Annotated in this window: 18 protein-coding genes; 6 read left to right on the top strand and 12 right to left on the bottom strand. The window is 64.3% G+C overall.

All coding sequences use genetic code 11. The features are described 5' to 3' along the window. Positions 1-98: 98 nt before the first annotated feature. The 11 genes from ACSSVG_RS02750 to ACSSVG_RS02700 form a co-directional block, all read right to left on the bottom strand. Positions 99-326 carry a hypothetical protein gene (locus ACSSVG_RS02750; RefSeq protein WP_231338691.1) on the bottom strand — a complete coding sequence of 76 codons (228 nt, stop codon included), beginning with the start codon at positions 324-326 and terminating at the stop codon, positions 99-101. A gap of 53 nt (positions 327-379) precedes the next feature. Continuing rightward, on the bottom strand, positions 380-1,072 hold the full coding sequence (deoC, locus tag ACSSVG_RS02745) for a deoxyribose-phosphate aldolase (RefSeq protein WP_159697802.1): 693 nt from the start codon (positions 1,070-1,072) through the stop codon (positions 380-382). Positions 1,073-1,657: 585 nt separating this feature from the next. Beyond that, on the bottom strand, positions 1,658-2,530 hold the full coding sequence (locus tag ACSSVG_RS02740) for an FAD-dependent oxidoreductase (RefSeq protein ID WP_492417151.1): 873 nt from the start codon (positions 2,528-2,530) through the stop codon (positions 1,658-1,660). Between the two features lie 156 nt (positions 2,531-2,686). Continuing rightward, complete coding sequence (locus ACSSVG_RS02735) at positions 2,687-4,030, bottom strand: patatin-like phospholipase family protein (protein ID WP_492417149.1); 1,344 nt, start codon at positions 4,028-4,030, stop codon at positions 2,687-2,689. Positions 4,031-4,038: 8 nt separating this feature from the next. After that, positions 4,039-4,512 (bottom strand): hypothetical protein, encoded by a 474-nt coding sequence (locus tag ACSSVG_RS02730; RefSeq protein ID WP_231338686.1) that lies wholly within the window; start codon positions 4,510-4,512, stop codon positions 4,039-4,041. Next, positions 4,509-4,991, bottom strand: a complete 483-nt coding sequence (locus tag ACSSVG_RS02725) for a hypothetical protein (protein ID WP_492417147.1) — start codon at positions 4,989-4,991, stop codon at positions 4,509-4,511. The genes ACSSVG_RS02730 and ACSSVG_RS02725 overlap by 4 nt, the downstream gene beginning before the upstream one ends. Then, positions 4,988-5,941 (bottom strand): acetoacetate decarboxylase family protein, encoded by a 954-nt coding sequence (locus tag ACSSVG_RS02720; RefSeq protein ID WP_231338684.1) that lies wholly within the window; start codon positions 5,939-5,941, stop codon positions 4,988-4,990. The genes ACSSVG_RS02725 and ACSSVG_RS02720 overlap by 4 nt, the downstream gene beginning before the upstream one ends. Next, the gene (locus ACSSVG_RS02715) at positions 5,938-7,011 is read right to left on the bottom strand and encodes an alpha/beta fold hydrolase (protein WP_231338683.1); all 1,074 of its coding nucleotides are present in this window, start codon (positions 7,009-7,011) and stop codon (positions 5,938-5,940) included. The genes ACSSVG_RS02720 and ACSSVG_RS02715 overlap by 4 nt, the downstream gene beginning before the upstream one ends. After that, a complete protein-coding gene (locus tag ACSSVG_RS02710) occupies positions 7,008-9,026 on the bottom strand; it encodes a hypothetical protein (RefSeq protein ID WP_492417145.1) in 2,019 nt (672 codons plus the stop codon). The genes ACSSVG_RS02715 and ACSSVG_RS02710 overlap by 4 nt, the downstream gene beginning before the upstream one ends. Beyond that, on the bottom strand, positions 9,023-11,698 hold the full coding sequence (locus ACSSVG_RS02705; RefSeq protein WP_492417143.1) for a GMC oxidoreductase: 2,676 nt from the start codon (positions 11,696-11,698) through the stop codon (positions 9,023-9,025). The genes ACSSVG_RS02710 and ACSSVG_RS02705 overlap by 4 nt, the downstream gene beginning before the upstream one ends. Positions 11,699-11,846: 148 nt before the next feature. Continuing rightward, positions 11,847-12,278, bottom strand: a complete 432-nt coding sequence (locus ACSSVG_RS02700; protein ID WP_492417142.1) for a hypothetical protein — start codon at positions 12,276-12,278, stop codon at positions 11,847-11,849. 128 nt (positions 12,279-12,406) lie between these two features. Between ACSSVG_RS02700 and ACSSVG_RS02695 the strand changes: the two genes are divergently transcribed. The 6 genes from ACSSVG_RS02695 to ACSSVG_RS02670 all read left to right on the top strand — a co-directional run bounded on the left by ACSSVG_RS02695 (position 12,407) and on the right by ACSSVG_RS02670 (position 17,065). Next, positions 12,407-13,003 (top strand): dihydrofolate reductase family protein, encoded by a 597-nt coding sequence (locus tag ACSSVG_RS02695; protein WP_492417140.1) that lies wholly within the window; start codon positions 12,407-12,409, stop codon positions 13,001-13,003. 31 nt (positions 13,004-13,034) lie between these two features. After that, entirely contained in the window at positions 13,035-13,754 is a 720-nt protein-coding gene (locus ACSSVG_RS02690; protein ID WP_492417139.1) for an AAA family ATPase, read from the top strand. Positions 13,755-13,898: 144 nt separating this feature from the next. After that, the gene (locus ACSSVG_RS02685; protein WP_492417137.1) at positions 13,899-14,717 is read left to right on the top strand and encodes a hypothetical protein; all 819 of its coding nucleotides are present in this window, start codon (positions 13,899-13,901) and stop codon (positions 14,715-14,717) included. A 158-nt stretch (positions 14,718-14,875) separates the two neighbouring features. Then, the gene (locus tag ACSSVG_RS02680; protein ID WP_159697748.1) at positions 14,876-15,307 is read left to right on the top strand and encodes a LexA family protein; all 432 of its coding nucleotides are present in this window, start codon (positions 14,876-14,878) and stop codon (positions 15,305-15,307) included. A gap of 64 nt (positions 15,308-15,371) precedes the next feature. Next, complete coding sequence (locus tag ACSSVG_RS02675; RefSeq protein ID WP_492417135.1) at positions 15,372-15,569, top strand: hypothetical protein; 198 nt, start codon at positions 15,372-15,374, stop codon at positions 15,567-15,569. A 197-nt stretch (positions 15,570-15,766) separates the two neighbouring features. Further along, the gene (locus tag ACSSVG_RS02670) at positions 15,767-17,065 is read left to right on the top strand and encodes a Y-family DNA polymerase (RefSeq protein ID WP_253467342.1); all 1,299 of its coding nucleotides are present in this window, start codon (positions 15,767-15,769) and stop codon (positions 17,063-17,065) included. A gap of 28 nt (positions 17,066-17,093) precedes the next feature. On the opposite strand, the gene ACSSVG_RS02665 is transcribed toward ACSSVG_RS02670, so the two are convergent. Next, positions 17,094-18,251 carry a uroporphyrinogen-III synthase gene (locus ACSSVG_RS02665; protein WP_492417133.1) on the bottom strand — a complete coding sequence of 386 codons (1,158 nt, stop codon included), beginning with the start codon at positions 18,249-18,251 and terminating at the stop codon, positions 17,094-17,096. Positions 18,252-18,259 lie beyond the last annotated feature (8 nt).

Raw genomic sequence — 18,259 nt, 5'->3', positions numbered from 1 at the left:
TATCCTGCGCGGGTTTCCGGCGAGTTAAGCGGGTTAAAGCGGGTTAAAAGGAAACGGCCCAGGCAGCAGCCTGAACCGTTTCCCGACATGTGAAGGATTTAGCTTTCGCCCGCGGAATCAGAGCGGCCAAGAATGGTCTGCGGGATCCAGAAAGCCAGAGCGAACAGGCCCAGGCAGACGGCCATCGGCCACGGGTTCTCGAGGCTCAGGAAGGACAGCGAGTAGATGGCGCCCAGGAAGAGCACGAACATGACCACGAACAGCACAATGCTTGTGCCCAGGTTGTTCTCACGTTCAATGGGGGCGCTTGTTGCGTTCTTGGACATTCGTTCCTCCTCGGCCCCGCGGGGCTCAAAAATCTCTGGCGGTTGCGGAAGCCTCAGTAGGCAGATGAACCTTGTTCACCCTTGACGATGGCAATTCCGGAACTCGCTCCGATACGTGTTGCACCAGCAGCAATCATAGCCTGTGCATCGGCGAGGGAACGCACTCCACCGGAGGCCTTGACGCCCAAGTCCGGTCCAACGGTCTTGCGCATCAACGCAACGTCTTCTGCTGTGGCGCCGCCGCCGTTGAATCCGGTGGACGTCTTTACGAAGTCCGCCCCTGCCTCCACGGCTGCTTGGCACGCGATGACCTTCTGCTCATCGTTCAACATTGACGTCTCGATGATGACCTTCAGGATGGCTTCACCGGCGTGGACTGTCTCGGCCACGGCCTTGATGTCATCCACCAGCGCACCCTTGTCGTTGGCGCGGGCGGAGGCCATGTTGATGACCATGTCGATCTCGTCCGCTCCATCAAGCACAGCTCCGCGTGCTTCGAAGGACTTGACGTCGCTGGGCGTGGCACCCAGGGGGAAGCCGATCACCGAGCACGTCAGCACACCGGAACCTTTGAGGGCCTTGGTGACGGTTTTGACCCAGACCGGGTTCACGCACACTGATTTGAACTGGTATTCGATGGCTTCGGCGCACACCTTGAGGACGTCGGCCTCGCTGGCCTCCGGCTTCAACAGGGTGTGGTCGATGTAGGAGGCGATGTTCGCAGGGGCGACGGCTTGGTTGCTCATGGGATCCTTCCGTGCTGGGCGTGGCCGGCCCGGTGGCCGCAGGGTTGTCACTGCCCGTCAAAGGACCATCTTGCCACATGGCCTGAGGGCTTTTGGGGTTTGTCCACATAGGCAAAGTCGGCCCTGATGATGGTCCGGGATGGCTGGAAGAGTTGGGGTATGGAGCGGATTTGGAGAGGGCAGGCGGCCACTGCGGCCACTGCAGCGACTGCGGCGGTTGGGGATGTTTTGGCGGCCCTGCGTTCCGTCCACCTTGGTGTCGGTAGCCGTGGGTTGATCGACCAGATCCGCCGGCTGGAGCGCCAACACCATGCCCGGCGACAGACACACCCTGGAAACCACCACACCCACGGGACACAGCTACCGGTCGAAAGCCCCAGCCTTGCCGGGTTATAGACAGGGCTCTCGCACGTCCGCGGTGACAACTCCGGGGGTGATAGCGGAACCGTCGGCGACTCCAACAGGTTCGAGCATTACGCCCCCGGAGAGTTCACCGCAATCCCGCCGGGTTGGCCGTAGGGTGCGGTACCGGGACAAGTCGCCCGCGGTGGTTCGGTGAGGAAAGGGACTTCCAGCCGAGAAGGATCATGCTGCAAGGGGCGCTTGCAGATCCGCGAAGCCCGGCGAACCCAAGAGCATGCCCGAAGCGCACAGCATCGCCGAAGACTCGGCGGAGAGAAGCAAACCAAGGCGAAGGCCGTCGCAGGACGCGGCGTCGCCGATTGCCCAGATACCCGGAACGGAGGTGGCGAGGTCGCGCCCCACTGCAATGCCGCCGTCGGACGCTACCAGGAGGCCGGCGCTCTCGGCGAGATCGTTGCGTGCAGTGCGCTCCTCGGCGATGACTACGAGGTCTCCGTTCATGCTGCTGCCATCCTCGAAGAGGATGCCGGTTGCCGGGAGCGGGGAGCCAGCAGCAGACGCTACGACGGCGGCAGGGCGGAGGGTGGTGCGGACGGGACGGACCCCGCGTGCCCGCAGCACGGCCTCAGCCTGGCCAGCAGCAGGTCCGTTGCCTACGAGGATCCCCAAGGGGCGTCGGCCGACGATCCGGGTGACGTCCTTGACTGCTTCGCCGATGTTTGCGGCGTCGTCGATAGTGGAGTAGCTCAGGCTGGATTCGGCGCCCGCCACCGGGGGCAGGACCGGGGCGGAGCCTGTTGCGATGACCAGCTGGTCGTAAGCGAACTCCATGCCGTCCACAGTGGTGACAATCTTTGAGTCGGCGTCGATGAAGCTGGCCGGCTGGCCGAAGCGGACCGAGACCTGGGGGAGTTCAGCGAGTTCAAGCAGGGCGTCCGGGCATTCGTCACGGTTGCTGAGCACGGTGATGGTTCCGTCGAACGCGCGTCGCCGGGAGTCGGACCTTCCGGCAAGTCGCCGCACCAAAGCCTGGGCGGCGGGGCCTGCGCCTGCGATGACGATGTGGAGGGAAGGTGCGGACGGGGTGGCGGACATGTTTGGCCCTTTCGCTCATATGACCTGCTGTTGATCATCAGCGTATTGGGCCGGTTTTTCGCGGGTGTTTCCCCGCTGTTGCCATCTTTGGCGTATCCGTAGCGTGGTGTTTACCAGCCGGTAATAACGTGCGTCACATTCGGCCGCCCATGACCCTCAGTATCGGCGGAGCAGCTCGCGGAAACCGTTCCCAGCGAAGCCGGCCACTGCCCCCGCACGGTCCACGAGTCCGTGGGCGCCCACCGGTTCGAGGGAGGCCAGGAGCCCTGCAGCGTCGGCCAGGCTCATGCTGAGGTCGGCAACCAGCCCACCAACTTCCAGCCGGGCACGCCGCGTATCCGCCCAGGCATCCGGACCCGGGTCGTCACGCAAGGTGCGCGTCACGGCGACGCTTTGCCACCCGCCGTCGAGCCTTACCCGTGCACGGTACGTGACGTCGTCCCCCATGACCTCCACCCGGCCGCCTGCCAGGAACGCCCGCCCGAACCGTGGGTGCTCAAGGTATCCGGTGAGCTGAGGCGCTTCATCGCCGGGATCAGACGGAAGGACCACTGTGGCCTTGAGCGTCACGGGAGAACCGTCCAGGTCGCCGCGAAGGGTGTCGTTGAAGCGGACTCCCGGTGCCGGTTCAGTCATCGCAGTGCAGCTCGCATCCTTGGCCACTCCGGCGTCAGTCATTGATTCAAGGTAGGCGCGGGCATCCCGGTAACCCATCCCGATCAGGGTCTCGGCGTCGATCCTGCCCAAGTAGAACTCCGGGTCCAACGGAAGCGGGTGGCGTGGCCGGACCACATGCAGCACAAACTCGCGCCCGGCAGCTGCGGCAACCTCGAAATCCGCCAAGAGCGCCCCCATGGCGCTCATTTCGATCATGTGCACGTACTGTTCCAGCGGACCATCGCCCCAGTACGGCGTATTTCCAATGCACCAGACAAGCCACACTTCGTCGGCACCCCGCTGCAGGGCTTCGGCCACGTTGGCGTCCCGTACCCAGACCGCGTCGGTCCAAATCTTCCCGTCCCGTCGCAGGGGTGTCAGGAAGATGGGCAACGACATGCCCGCCGCCATGAGCCCGGCGTCAATGACCGTGGCGTCGAGTGCGTGGCAGCGCTTTTCGGTGAACTCCACTACGTTGAAGGAACCTTCGACGGCGCCCGGTTCAGCCGCGCGGGCGCGGATGGTTGCGTCGTTGATGCCCAGAGCCGGGAAGACTTTGCCGAGGATGCCGTCCGCATCACCGATGGCAGGAAGTGACCACGGCCCCTTGAGATAGTCACCCACAGGCAATGCCGAGCCGAAGTCCTTGACGTCAACCCCCGACCAACGGTTGCACATCTCCTCAGGCGACACTCCTGAGAGCAGCATGCCGGCCGTGAGGATCCCGCCGGAGGTGCCGTCAACATGGTGGAATTCCAGGCCTTCCTCAGCGAGCGCCTTCACCACGCCGGCCTGCCAGGCCACCCGCATACCGCCACCTGCGAGGACCAGCGAGCGTTTCACGGTGCGCTTCATCCTGCCAGCCCGGCGTTCGCTGGTGCCGCACTGATGCGACGCCAATAGATGAACAGGAGTATCGCCGTCGCGAGGTCGAAGAAGGCGACTAGCAGGGCCAAGGGTGAGAAGACGCCGTTGAGGACGCCGATGCCCACGGCTCCGAAGGCGCCGGTTTTCTGCAGGCCGGACCAGAGCACCACTTCCGGGGAAGGCACGGTGTTGAGCAGGGTGTGGAGGAGCAGTCCGCCGACCACGACCATGAACATGCCCACGGTGCCGAAGAGTTGGCGGGTTTCGGGGGTGGAGCCGGCGCCGATCAGTTGGAGGACCGGTCCGCCGAACGGAACCTGGATGGCACCGGTCAGCACCGTGATGATGGCAATGACTGCGAGGGCTGCTCGAAGTGGATCAGCGAGGGCCCAGGCGAGAGTGCCGGGAGGGTGCGGCCGGCGGGATCGGGCGGGGTGACCGGGCTGGTGCGCGGTCACGCGAACGACTCCAACAGCCGGCCGCGGTCCACCAGCAGCCACACCATGGCGGCCCAGGTGAGGGTGGATACGTAGAAGCGGATGTCGTTGAGCATCATCCAGCGTTTGAGCAGGGTGCGCAGTTCGGTATCGTCCGCGAAGTCGCCGCCACGGATCCGGACGTTGATGGGGATGATGATGCCTTGGCCCACCCAGGTCAGGACGATGATTCCCAGCAGGCAGATGATGGCGGGGATGACGCGGATGCTGCCCCATTCGGACCAGACGAGGATGCCGCCGGAGATGAACATGATGGGCACCACGATGGTGAAGAACTTGGTGGCCGCACGCGTGGGGATGCCGAAGTGCATGTCCACGTTGTCGCGGGCCAATGATTCCCATGTGGGGTAGAGGAAGAACTTGAGCACCCACATGGTGCCGACGTACATGGTGGCGCCGAAGAGGAAGTAGAGGGCGTTGATCAGGAGGAGCCAGTTCATTGGGCACCGCCCTGTACCCGGCTGCGGTCCGGCGGGGCCAGCCATTCCTGCCCTTGGCCCAAATCCACCACGCTGTCCATCATGTCCCCGCCGCGCAGCGCTGCGGCTTCGAGCTGGGTGGGGGCTGTGAGGAACCAGGCTTCGTAGTGGTCGTCCAGGACACCGTGGGCTTGCGGCAACCATGCGGTGAACACCGGTTTGCTTTCTACCTGCAGCTTTTTCAAGGGTTCGACGCCGGGCGCGTCACCGAGGATGAGCCGCGCCTTGGCTTGGGCTCCGAGGGCGATGTCCCCGGTGGCTTCGAAGTAGATGTCCGATTTCCAGAGCATGTTCCGGAAGACACAGTAGTTTGAGGCAGCGAGTTTGAGTGGCAGTTGGGTTGCGCTTGGCGCTGCGGGCCGTTCGATCTCGATGTAGCAGCCCAACTGGCCGTCCTTGTCGTACTGTGCGGAGACCGAGGAGTCCGTGACCACGAAGTCCAGGTTGGCTTGGTGTTTGGGCATTCCCCAGATCCCTTTGCCTCCCTTGACTGAGACTTCGGAGCTCACGGGCAGGTCCACCACGAACTGACCCAGCTTGAAGGTCTTTTGGAACAGCAGCGGGAGGATGGGCGGGGCTGGGCGGCTGCCGTGGGTGATGGCGATGGCCAGGGAGTATTCGATGTACTTCCCGATGTCAGTGGATTTGTAGTTGACCACCGTCACCACCAACAAGCCTTTGCCGCCGAGACTGAACGGCCGCATCTCGGAACCGGGGAGCGCAGCGGCCGCGGCTTTCTTGTTGATGGGGAAGGCCGCCATCAGTACGGGCGAGTCATCGGAATTGACCGGCATGACGTACTTGATCCCATCCGCGAAAGCATGCTGCCCGCGGAGCCGCTCCTGCCGCCGTGGAACCGGAGACGGGAGGAGTTTAAGCAAGGGTGTGGCCAGCTCGGTGAGGTTTTTCATGGTGTTGGCTCCTGGGCTGGGCTGATTGCTGGGGTTCCGTTGAGTTCGTTGACAATGACTGGGAAGGTGTCCTGCCAGGCGTGGTCGCCGAAGAAGACGTCCAAATGGCCGTAGCCGGGGATGAGGTGGAGTGAGTCCTTCCCGGGGCGGTGCTTTTGGAAGAACGCGAAGGTGCGTTGCTGGCTTTCGGGCAGGAAGCACAGGTTGTCCAGGCCGGCGATGAAAGCGAACCTCGCGTCGGTCTGGGGAGCCTCTGCGACGAAGTTGTCCGGCAGTTCCGGATGGTCGCCGGCAGCCACCATGTGCCCGGCTTTGATGCTGCGGCCCATTTCTTCGAAGAAGGTCACGGGTACCTCCGCGAACTCTCCGCTGAGCCACTGGTGGGTGGCGTCGTCGAGGTTTTCATGGGACCAGAGGGCCGGGCGGCCGCTGCCGTAGGTGAAGCTGACCATCTTGCAGACGGTGTTGTCGCATTCATGGTGCGTCGCTTTGACCAGGCCCCGGATGGCCCGGGTGAAGTACCCCTGCGACTTGTACCCCCACGCTGGTGACAAGTACGGAGTGAAGACCTTGACCACAGGGGTCAGGTAGTCGATCTTGAGCCGGGAGAACGCCGGAACCACCGGGTGCAGGGACACCGCATTGGACACGATGGTGTCCACTTGCGGCAGGAGTCCGGCCACGGCGGACATGGTGAATGATGTGGATCCCTGGCAGTGGATCACAGCCTTCATGGTCTCCGCGCCCGTCGCGTTCAGGACGTGCTCGACGGCGGCAGGATGGTCGTACACGGCAGCGTCGGCGAGCGTCCAGGACAGCGGATCGAGGTCGATGGAAGCCCGCCAGTTCAGCATCCACACATCCCAGCCGTCTTCGAGGAGGACGTCTACGATGGTGGTCTTGACCGGGGGCCGGAACAGCTCAGCCCTGACGCCTGAGCCGTGGACCAGTATCACGGGACCCTTTGTGGCTTCCGCCGGCGACGTGACGTGGACGAGGCTGAGCGGTGTGTTGTCCCGGGCACGGAGGGGGATGACCTCAGTCCTGTGCTCGGCACGGGTGATGATCATGGGGTGCTTCCCTTCTGTGTGATGGCGATGGTCCGTGCGATGGTGATGGGTTCTTCAAGAAGCCGCACGCCGGGCAGGCCGGTAACCGGAACCAGGCGCGCGCCGTCGTCGCTGCTTGCCAGCTGCCAATCGCGGCAGACTGTGTCCACCATGAGGGGGTAGACGGTGAGGTCGCCGTCGGGTGCGAGGTGGATGCGGAGGAAGCCTTTATGGTCCTCGATTGCCTGGCCGGACATCCTCCAGGAGGACACCTCTCCGCTGGGCGTCGCCAGGATGTACAGGGCAAAGGCCTCGCTGCCGAGCACCCAGCCACCCAGATGCACCAGCGCCAGGGCCAGGACCAGGATCACGAAGTCCGGCCAGCCTCCTGGCCAGGGAACCAGGATCACGACGGCGGCACTCACCGCGAGCGCTGACAGCTGGTACAGCGCGCCCCGGACAAAAACGACGATGCCTGCCTTGGCCACTCCGAGCCAGCGGGCAAGCGTGGAGGCGACGGCCAGCACCAGCGGAAGGGCAAGGACCAGGACGAGGACCAACAACCAGGTGTTGCCGCGGGTGAGGCTGCGCAGGCTGTCCACGAACGACTCGCCGCGGAAGGCGCTGAAGACGGTCCACAGAGTCAGGGCGGCCACCACGTGCACTATGCCGAGCGACAATCCGAAGCCGGGGTTGCGGATGGGGAGCCAGAACTGCGAGACGGGGTTGGCCAGCTGCGGGCCGAGCAGGCGGGAATCTCCTTGGCCCGGAAAGGTGGTGGGTGTGCGGGTGAACGTTCGGGCTGCGGCTGTGGGCTCAGGGCCTGGCACCCCCGTGCCCGTCAGCCCCGTGTGTTCGCCGTTGGAGGACTCGCCGGGAGCCGCCGACGGGGCAGGAAGGACGATGTCCTCCGGCAGCCCGTGTGTATCCGAGAGGTAGGCGCCGCCCAACCCGCAGGTGATCATCTGGGTCTTGCCTGGATCCGGTGCCTGGTGCTGGCCGTGGGAGTCCTCTCCGGGGTGGGAGTCCTCGTAGCGGGCGTAATGGTGGAGGTCGCCGGTGAGCCACAGCCGGACGCTGGCACCGGTGGCTTCGAACATGCCGGTTTCAGGGTTGAAGCGCCGGCGCAGGTAGTCCTGTTCGAAGAAGTTTGCCTGGCGGAACTCACCTAGGCCCGGATCAGCGGCGTCAACCCAGAAGGGGGCGGCCACGCAGAGGATGATCGCGTCACCTGGCTGCAATTGAAGGGTGACGTTCCGGTAGAAGTAATCCAGCTGCGGCTCGTCGATGTACTGACCCAATTGACTGTCCAGGCCCAACAGCCACCAGCCGGGCGTGCCGCCGCGGCCCGGCCCGGGAGGGGCTCCGGTGAGCCGGACGGCAAAGTAGCTGCGCGTCTGGATGGTCCGCCAGCCCCCGATGCTCCGTTGCCTGGTGAAGATCCGGACGAAGGAGGTGAGGCCGTCGTACCAATCGTGGTTGCCGGGAAGCGCAAGCATGATGGGTACGGGATCCCGTCGAGGGTGGGCCGGAAATGCCGTCCGGTACGGGCCGGCCATCCGGTTCTCATAGGCCGCCGGGGAAGCCACAGGGTAGACCTCGTCCCCTCCCAGCACCAGGATCCTGCCGCGGGGGAGCTCATGTCCGTCCACGGTCAGGGTGTCCTGGGCCAGCAGGGATGCCACCGTGTACGTGGCATCGAAGCCGTCGCCGAGGTCGGCCGCGAAGTCGAGCCACATGTCCGCCGGTGCCGACCCGGCTGCACGCTCGTCCTGAAGCCCGGCAGGCGAGGGCAGGCCCCGGCTGCTGACCGGGGGCTGCGCCGGCTGGCCCTGGACGGGAAGGTTATCCAAGCGCAGGGGATCGGCGGGAAAGCTGCCCTCAAGCTCACGCTTATCGCCAAAATCGGCGAATACGGTGGCCGCCGCGACCTTCAGCGCAGTCCTGGCCAGCGACATGGGTGAGAGCCAACGAACCGCCGCCTGGGGTGTGAAACCCAGGACGGCGTGGTGTTTCGCGAGCTCCCAGCTTTTCATTGCTTCGGCTTGAAAGGGAACGGGATACGTTTGAGCCCCGCACCGTAGACCTGCCGGAGTTCGCCACCGAACAACTTCCCGAAGGCCACCAATCCTGCAACGGGGGCTGGGCCTTCGGCGCGGAACGTGGTGAGTTGCTTGGCGAAGTCGAGAGGCCTGATGTAAAGGATGCCGGCGCCCACGACGCCCTCATGGCCGGTGTCGTCGGAGGCCGGCAGCCCGGCCTCCGGTGGAACGTGCCCCTTGAGGATGGTCGCATACAGGGTGGTGGTGTCCGCCCAAAGGTCGAAGCCTGCCTCGTTGTGGATCAGTTTGTGCCCGGTGAACGTGAACGGCGTTCCGCCTGGGTCCCGCAGCCACAACCGGTACAGCATGCGCCTGGCTGGTGCGCCGTCGTCGGAGGTGTCCTCGACAAACAGGTTGAACCAGCCACGCTCCACCGGCATCCGGCCGCCGAAGTAGTCCGCCAAGACATAGCCCTCGGTCTTGGCAGGGTGGTTCGGGTCGGCAACGAACGCGTCAATGTCCTCGGCAACAATGGTCAGCTCGAACATGATCCGACGGCTTCGGTCCCGCCCCAGGCTCCGGCCCTTTTCCGGGTCGGTGATGCCGGGACTGAACCAACCGTGCATCTGTTCGGTGAACCGCACGGACGTTGCATCCTTGTTTTGAGCGCCAGGCACCCCCAGGCCGCGACTGCGCACCCCGGACCCTTCGGAGACGGCGCTCGCAGGCTGTTCCTCGGGCGCCGCCTTGCCTTTGGTAGCGTCCGGTGCCAGAGCGCGCGGAGCGGACGCACTGACGTCGACGACGGCGCCTGCCGCCTCGCGCTCAACGGTCGCCTTTCCGCTGGACTCGCCCGGGGCCTGCGCATCTTCGGGTCTGATGCCTCTGTGGCCCGCCCTGTCCGCGTCCTCGACGATGTGGGCACACGTGCGTTCCGCGAACGCGGCGATGGTCAAGGACGGGTTGGCGCCCACTGGACCGGGCATAGCGGCTCCATCGACCACGTACAGCCCCGGGTACCCGAACACCTCGCCATAGGAATCGCAGACTGCCTCCCCGGGGTGCCGGCCGGACGGCGCGCCCCCGATCGGGTGGACGGTGATGACGCGCTTGGCCCACCACAGCGGGTTGTCAATGAAGTCGCCGTCGAGGTCTTTGGAAACCGACTCCATGGTTTCGCGGACGCGGCCGAAGTATTCCTTGGACGTGGCCATGGTCCAGGCGATGGCGAGCCTGCCGTCGCGAAGGGTCATCACGCCGTCGGGAATGTCCCTGCCCATGCCGAGCAAAGGCACCGAACTGGACGATAGACGGCCGTCACCCAGGGCTGCGGCGAGGTCGGCCGAGACGTTGGAACGGCCGGAGTCGAACAGCCTGTCCTTGAAGAGTTGCCCCGCGACCCTGGCGGTGCGTTTGATGGTGGTTCCCAACTGGGCGGTTTCGATGAGCCAGTTCATGAAGGCCGGATACCCGGCGTCCTCCACGTAGTAGCCGCGGCCATCGCCGTCGTCGTCGTTCGAATCCGGAACCCTGATCGCTGTGGTGATCACCGGCCCTCGGCTGCCGGCCAGCGTTCGGACGCCGGGACGCGAGCCGTTGGCAGGGGGAGTCTTGGCGCCCATGATGAACGTCAAAAGGTCGCCGTTGCCGCTGAACCGGGTGCCCAAGGCGTCACTGAGTGCCGGGAGGGACCCGCGGTTGCGGAGCAGCAGGAAGTTGGTGCCGAACGTACCTGCGCCCAGGATGAGCCTGCGGCAATGGATGATGCGCTCGGTGAGGAGTTCGCCGTGGTGGTCCGGATTGTGCACAACGTACCGGACCTCATAACCGCTGCCCGGCGTTCCGGAATCCAGCGGCCGGATGCCGCGGACATCATGGAAGGTGCGCACATCGGCGCCCTTGAAGGCCGCGGCTGAGACGTAGTTGTGGTCCAAGGTGTTCTTGGCGCCGGCGTTGCACCCGATGTCGCATTCACCGCTGAGCGTGCACGTCGTCCGCACAGTGTCGGGGCCATGGATGCTGCCGTAGCCGGGCAGGGGCAGCGCATGGTTGGTCCGCGGTTCCGCGGTCGGGCTGCTGGAGAACGTGATGGCAAGGGGCGGGCGGGTGATGGCCAGGCCCAGGTTCGCGGCCGATTTTTCCATGGCCACGGTTTTGGCCGTGTCCTTGTACGGGTAGGGGACAGGCTGGAGCATAGCTTCGGCGGCATCGTAGTAAGGTTCGAGATCTGCCCGGGTGAAGGGCCAGTTCTCGTACCCGCCGCCGGGAATGGGTGACTCGTTGACGAACCACTTTTCGTCTTTGCGCAGCAGCACGTTGGCGTAAATGAGTGAGCCGCCACCCAGCCCGCTGGACACCAGTCCCTCAGTGCCACGGAATGTCCAGGCGTCAAAGAGCCCGTACAGGCCGCGGTCCGGATCCCAGAAGTTCCTGCCCATCTCGGACGGCGAGCGCGCGAAGCTGCCGGGTGGGTAAGGTTTGCCGCGTTCCATGAGCACAACGGACTGCCCGGCTTCGGCCAGTCGAAGTGCGGCCACGGAACCGCCGAAGCCTGAACCAACCACCACTGCGTCGACTTTTTCGATGCCACTGCCCCGGTGGCGTGAAGGATCACTGGCGGGTTCGGTACCCGCATCCCCACTGTTCCCGGTCCCCAGACGACCCATGGCCGTTCCTCTCAGAGGAGAGCTGACTACATAGCTGCAGCTGACGGCGCCGGGCGTGGCCGGGCGATGCCTCCGCGGACTATGGGGCTTATGTTCCCACCGGGCAGGGGATCTGTAAATGAGGTGGAGTTATTGGGTAGTGCTCGGGTTAAGCGAGGCGCCTGTAAACCATGTCAAAGTCGTGTTCCAGCGGTCCACCGGGGTAACTGCCCCGCTCCAAGCGCGCAGTGATGGTGGTGCCATCCTCGCTGAAGCGGCCAACAAAGCGCTGAGGCCAGTCCGGTCCATCCCGGAAAAGGGTCCACAACTTGTCCTTGAGCGTCATGTCGTAGATCCGCGCTACGCCACGGGAGTCGAAATAGTGCTGCTGGAACGCACCGTCCGAGCCGGTGGCGCCGATGACGCTGACCGCGTTGGGGTAGTCGGGGTGCTGGACCGTGGAGCGCTGAATGAGGAAGCCTCCACTCTCGAGCCACTCGAAGGTCGTCCGGCCGGAGATTTCCCTGCCCGGAATAGACGTTTCCCATTCGCCGACGAGGATGTTCAGTTGCTCCAACGTGGGTTTTGGATCCCGTGCCATGGCTGCCCTCTCTTCGCATCTTCGCGCTGGTGAACAGGTTCAGCGTAGGACCCGTGCGTTCCTCCGCCTAGGGTCCAAGCCTCAGCTGTTTTCTATACGGCCAGCGTGGTGGATGGCAGGATGGGCGCATGAGCCAAGTCACGTGCGATCTGACCGTGTCCCTGGACGGCTTTGTTGCCGGCCCCGATCAGTCTCTGGAGCAGCCGCTGGGGGAGCGCGGCGAAAGCCTGCACCGCTGGCAGTTCGAAGAACGTGAAGCCAACGCAGCCGAGGTGGCTGGCATCCTGGAAGCCGGCGCCTACATCATGGGCAGGAACATGTACGCAGGGCCCGGCCCCGGCCCTTGGGACTCGGACTGGCGCGGGTGGTGGGGTGAGGAACCGCCATACCACGCACCCGTCTTCGTCCTGACCCATCATGAGCGGCAGCCCTTGGAGCTGCAGGGCGGCACGACGTTCCACTTCGTCACGAACGGTATCGAGGCTGCACTGGACCGTGCCCGGGAAGCTGCCGGCAGCAAGAACGTGGCCATCGCCGGCGGAGCGCAGACGGCCCGGCAGTTCCTCTCGGCGGGGCTGATGGACGAGTTGAGGCTCCACATCTCGCCCGTAATTCTCGGCGGTGGCGAACGATTGCTGGACGGAGTCGGGGACGTCCGCCTGGAGCCGGTGGACGTACGGGGGACCGGGCTCGTGACGCACGTACGATATCGGGTGGTCCGCTAGCCGAAGATTCGGTGACTGCAAGAATGGGCGCATGCCCCTCCATACCTATCCAATCCGGCGGCTTGCCGAGGACCCAGCAAACGTTCTTGATCGCGGTCGCTGGCCGGCAGCGCTGCCGCCTGTTACCCAGGTGCTTGATGAGGGCCTCGATCTGACCGCCGCCACGATCCTGATTGGCGAGAACGGGTCCGGAAAATCGACGCTGGTGGAAGCCATCGCCTTGGCCTACGGTCTGTCGCCGGAGGGCGGTTCGACTGGCGCGCGGCACACCACCAGGTCCAGCGAATCCGTCCTCGCCGATCACCTGCAGCTTGTCCGGAATGCCGGTGCCAGCCGGCGTGGGTACTTCCTGCGGGCCGAAACCATGCACGGATTCTTCACGTACCTCGAGATGAACCCGAGCACATCCGGGGACATCCCATTCCACGACATGTCCCACGGCGAATCATTCCTGGAATTGGCGCTGGACAGATTCAAGGGACACGGATTATGGGTGCTCGATGAGCCCGAGTCGGCTTTGTCGTTCAGCGGTTGCCTCAGCCTTCTCAGTGTTCTGAAGGACCTGTTGTCCCACGGAGATTCCCAGGTCATCATGTCCACGCACTCACCTCTTCTGGCGGCCCTTCCGGGCGCCCGGATCCTGGAAGTCGGGCCTTGGGGCCTGCGGGCACGCGACTGGGAAGATCTTGATCTTGTTGCCAACTGGCGGTCATTCCTGGACGCACCTCAGAGGTATCTTCGGCACATCTGACGCCACCTCACGTGGCCAACGTGCCGGGAAAGTGACCGGAGAGGTTCGCGAATGGGCGGGGCTTGCCCGATGATGAGGTCTGGTCCGGTGATGGGTCCCGTCCGGTGATGGGTCCCGTCCGGTGAGCGGCGTAGCCTTGGCGGCATGGGGAAACTATTGACAGCAGCACCACGCCTTACATTGGCCTGCGGAGCCCTGATGCTGTTGGGAACGGGGTGCGCATCGCTCGGACAGCCGGCCGCCGGCCTGCCGTCTGCCAGCCTGCCGTCCGCCGGGAGCCCAACCCCGGAAATCCGACCGGAAGTTGTGCTGTGCCAAGGCAACGAGGTTTCGCGTCAGGCGCTGGACAATCCACGACCGGCCAGCGAGCTCGGCCCGGAGGCCGCCCCGGCTCTCGCCGGCCGTGGGGTCTCGGCTTTTGACCCGGTCACCTGGCTGATTGCGCAGGAGAGCAGCGATCGTGTGATGCTCATGAACAAACTCGCAGCTCCCCAGGATCACGGCCACGGCGATGTCCGCGACTACATGTATATCGTCATTTCCACCCACTCCATGGCATCGGAACCAGGTAAACCGGTATGGGCGGTCGTCGAGTCATCGACCTGCACGCCCACGCTGGACCTTGGCGAGCTGAGAGCCGGCGCAGTCACTCTTGATCCCTCGTTGCCGCCGGCCCCTGAGTCCGATCGCGTGGCTCTCCTCGTCACGGAGTTCGACTGCAACTCCGGGAAGAACGCCGAAGGCCGGATTGACGTCGTCAAGCTCGTCGAAACAGAGTCCACGGTCGAGGTCGTCCTGGGGGTGCAGCCCGCCGGGGCGCAGTGGGCCACCTGTCAGGGAAACCCGGCGACGCCCTTCGCTGTCGATCTCGAACGGCCGCTCGGGAACCGTACCATCCTGGACGCCGCCGTCCTGCCCGCGCGCGAGATCACAGCACCAGCCCGGCCGGGAACCGGCGGATAGCTCTATCTGCCTTCCCCGCCCCAGCGGGGACCAGCAGCCATGCCATCTCCGGCCCGCGATTTCACGGTTCCGCGGGTAGGTTTCGGGTGGAGATCGAACAATGTCCGCCAACCGCTGTACACTCAAGTATCGAACATATATTCGAATAAAGGTGTGTTGTGGGCGTGATCGTCGGCCCCCGCGTGATAGATGCGGGCTTTTCCCTGATGTCGGTACTGCTGGCTCCAATCCCGGTGGCGGCAGGGTATCCATCGCCTGCCCAGGACTACTTTGACGGCAGGATCGATCTCAATGAGCACCTGATCAAGGATGTCACCAGCACTTTCGTGGTGAGGGTGACGGGGCAATCCATGGAGGGTGCCGGGATCAGCGACGGGGACGAGTTGATCGTTAACCGGGCGCTGGAGCCCAAGGACGGGTCCGTCGTCGTGGCTGTCCTTGACGGTGAGTTGACCATCAAGAGGCTCCGCGTCACGCCCTCAGGGGTGATCCTCCAGGCGGACAATCCCAAGTACCCGGACATTCGCGTGCCGGCAATGTCTGAGCTGACCATCTGGGGCGTTGCAACCACGTGCCTGCATCACATCTAGCTGTTGCCGCCCCCGTTGATCCCCGAGTTGATCCGTTCTATCTTTGAGTGCACAAACGCGACATATGCACTTGAAGGATGGGTCTACTCCTCGATGGTGTCAGTCCGGGCCGGAACTGCTCGAAATCGCAGCCGTGACACTTCGGATGCTGGCCGAACCGACCCGCCTCAACCTTCTTTGGCAACTCGCCAAACTCCGGCTCATCCAGGAGACCATCAACCACGCCGACCACCAAGTCAGTGGCGAACCCGCCCACGACTAACCCAAGCGGTGTGATCAGCGGCAGGTTGATATCGAACTGGAGCTGATGTTGTGGGCGGAGTTCGGTCGCTGCTGCAACGCGGTTTCTTGTCGCCGGTCGGCGGTACAGTTGATGCATTCGAAGATATATTCGAATGCATGGGGTGTCCTGCGTGATGATTGCGGGCATGCGTGCTAGTGGCGAACGCAAGGAGAATGATGTCCAAGCCAGCTCTCATGCATCAAATGCAAGAGATTGCCCATGTGGATATCAACTGCTTCTATGCGTCGGCGGAGAGGGCATTCAACCCCGCGCTGGAGGGCAAGCCATTGATTGTGTTGTCCAACAATGACGGTTGCGCCGTGACCAGGTCGCCGGAAGCCAAGAAGCTGGGCATTGGGCTGGGGGAGCCGTGGTTCAAGATCGCCCCACGGGCCAAGGAATGGGGGCTGATAGCGCTCTCCAGCAACTATGAACTGTACGGCGACATCAGCTCCCGGGTCATGGAGCTCCTGGCCCGCTACTCGGCATGGCAGGAGGTCTACTCCATTGACGAGGCGTTTCTCGGAGTCAGGGGACAACCGCAGGACTTGCTGGAGCTGGGAAGCACCATCAAGGCAGCCTGCCAACGGCATGTGGGGGTTCCGGTCTGTGTCGGAATCGCCCGCACCAAGACCCTGGCCAAGCTCGCCAACAAATGGGCTAAGCACAATCCAGCCTTCCACGGCGTATGCCGCTGGGACTCGGTCCCCGAAGCCCAACGCGAAGCTCTCATGGCACGGCTGTCCGTCATTGAAATCTGGGGTGTGGCAACGCGGCTTACCAAGCGCCTGAACGCCCTGGGAATCTTCTCAATCCTGGACCTGGTCCGCGCCGACCCGATTGCTTTGCGGGACAAGTTCTCGATTGTCATGATGCGAACCGTCCTGGAACTCCAAGGCACGCCCTGTATTCCCATGGAGGAAGAGAGAGTCGGCCGGGACCAACTGATCTTCTCCCGCTCGTTCTCCACACCGATTACGACGACGGACCAGCTGCGGCAGGTGCTCAGCGTCTACGGTCAAATGGCCAGTGCCAGGCTGGCCAAGCACGATCTTCAGGCCAAGCTCCTAACAGCGTTTGCCGCGACGTCCGTCTACAACCCGAACGATAAGTCCTTTCCCACGGTCACCGTGAGGCTGCCCATGCCCACGTCGGACCCCGTGCTCCTCACCAAGGCCGCACACGCGCTGGTCCCCAAAATCCAGGAAGGCGTGAAGTATGCCAAAGCCGGAATCATGGTCACGGACCTCCGTCCCAGCGGCAACCAGAAACCGTTGGAGATCTTCGAGAACCGTCATGAGGAGCGCGGCATCGGCCCCCTGCTGGAGCAAGTCAGCAAGCGGTATGGCCGGGGCTCCATCGGCCTGGGCCACGCCGGCATTAAGGGCGGCCCGGACTGGTCCATGAAACGGGACATGCTCAGCCCCCGCTACACCACCAACTGGGACGAACTTCCCCTGGTGAAGGCGGCGTAGCGTGGCAGGGGTCGAGGAAGCGGAGGACCTACGCCCGCAGCCGGTAACCGCGCTTCACGACGGTCTCCACGAGCTTGCCATCCGGCAGCGAGGACCGCAGCCTGCTGACTGTCATGTCCAGGGCGTGCACGGAGCCACGCAGGTCCAACAGGTCCGAGAGCGCTTCCCTGGACAATACCGCTCCGCCCGCGCCGAGCAGGGCCCGCAGCAGCAGGAGGGGGGCCGGTGCAAGGTCCACCACCTCACCGTTGATCCGCAGGCAGCGCCCACGCAGCTCGATCGTTGCGCTCTTGGTTTCCAAACGGCGCACGTGGTTCAGGGACAGGTGCTCCGTCACCAAGCGGATCAAAGCACCCATCCGGTAGCGGTCGGGGATAAGGGGCGTCAGCCCGGCGTCGACCAGTGGCTGTGCGGTGACTGGCCCCACCGCGGCAACAGTCACCGGCCCCTTAAGGGCTTCGATGAGCTGCCGGTAGAGGCCCATTTCGTGAGCGGTGCTCCACATGGCATCCACCGCGGGGGCGCTGGTGAACGTCAGTACATCGAGGTTCCCGCCCACCACGGCTTCGATCAGGCGCGGCAGTTTGTCCTCGCCGTCGGGCTTCACCCAGCGGTACGGGGTCACCGTCAGGACCGTGGCGCCGGACATGCGGAGCCGCTCCAGCTGGCGGACGTCGGTGTATCCGTGCAGCTGCACGGCCACGATCTTGCCACGAACGCCTTCGGCCAGCAGCATGTCCACCAGCGTGGCCGTGGTTTCGTCACTGCTGATTCCGACGTCGGCAAGACCGGCAGCGCGCACGGCACCGCGGGCCTTGGGGCCACGGACGAACATGCGGCAAGCGGACAGGGTTTCCAGGAGTTGCTCGCCGATGCCGAACGAGTCCGCGGCCTCGCACCAGCGGCGCATTCCGTAAGCCGTGGTGGCGATACAAATGTCCGGCTTTGCCGCAATGATGGTGCGGGTGTCCTCGATGAGGACCATGTCTTCCTGCACAGGAGCGATCTTCAGAGCGGGGGCGTGCAACACGCTCGCACCGCGGCGCTCCAATGCCTCAATGAGGTCACGGGAACGGCGGTGCGAGGTGACGCCGATTCGGAAGCCATCCAGCGGCGCATCGGCCGCTTCGGATACTCCCGGAGCGGCGGTGGCGTCGTGGACTTCGAGGGCGCGTGCAACAGTCATGTGTTCTT

Source organism: Paenarthrobacter sp. E2MeOHC11, from assembly GCF_058744955.1.
This window is presented reverse-complemented; position numbering and strand designations above follow the sequence as displayed.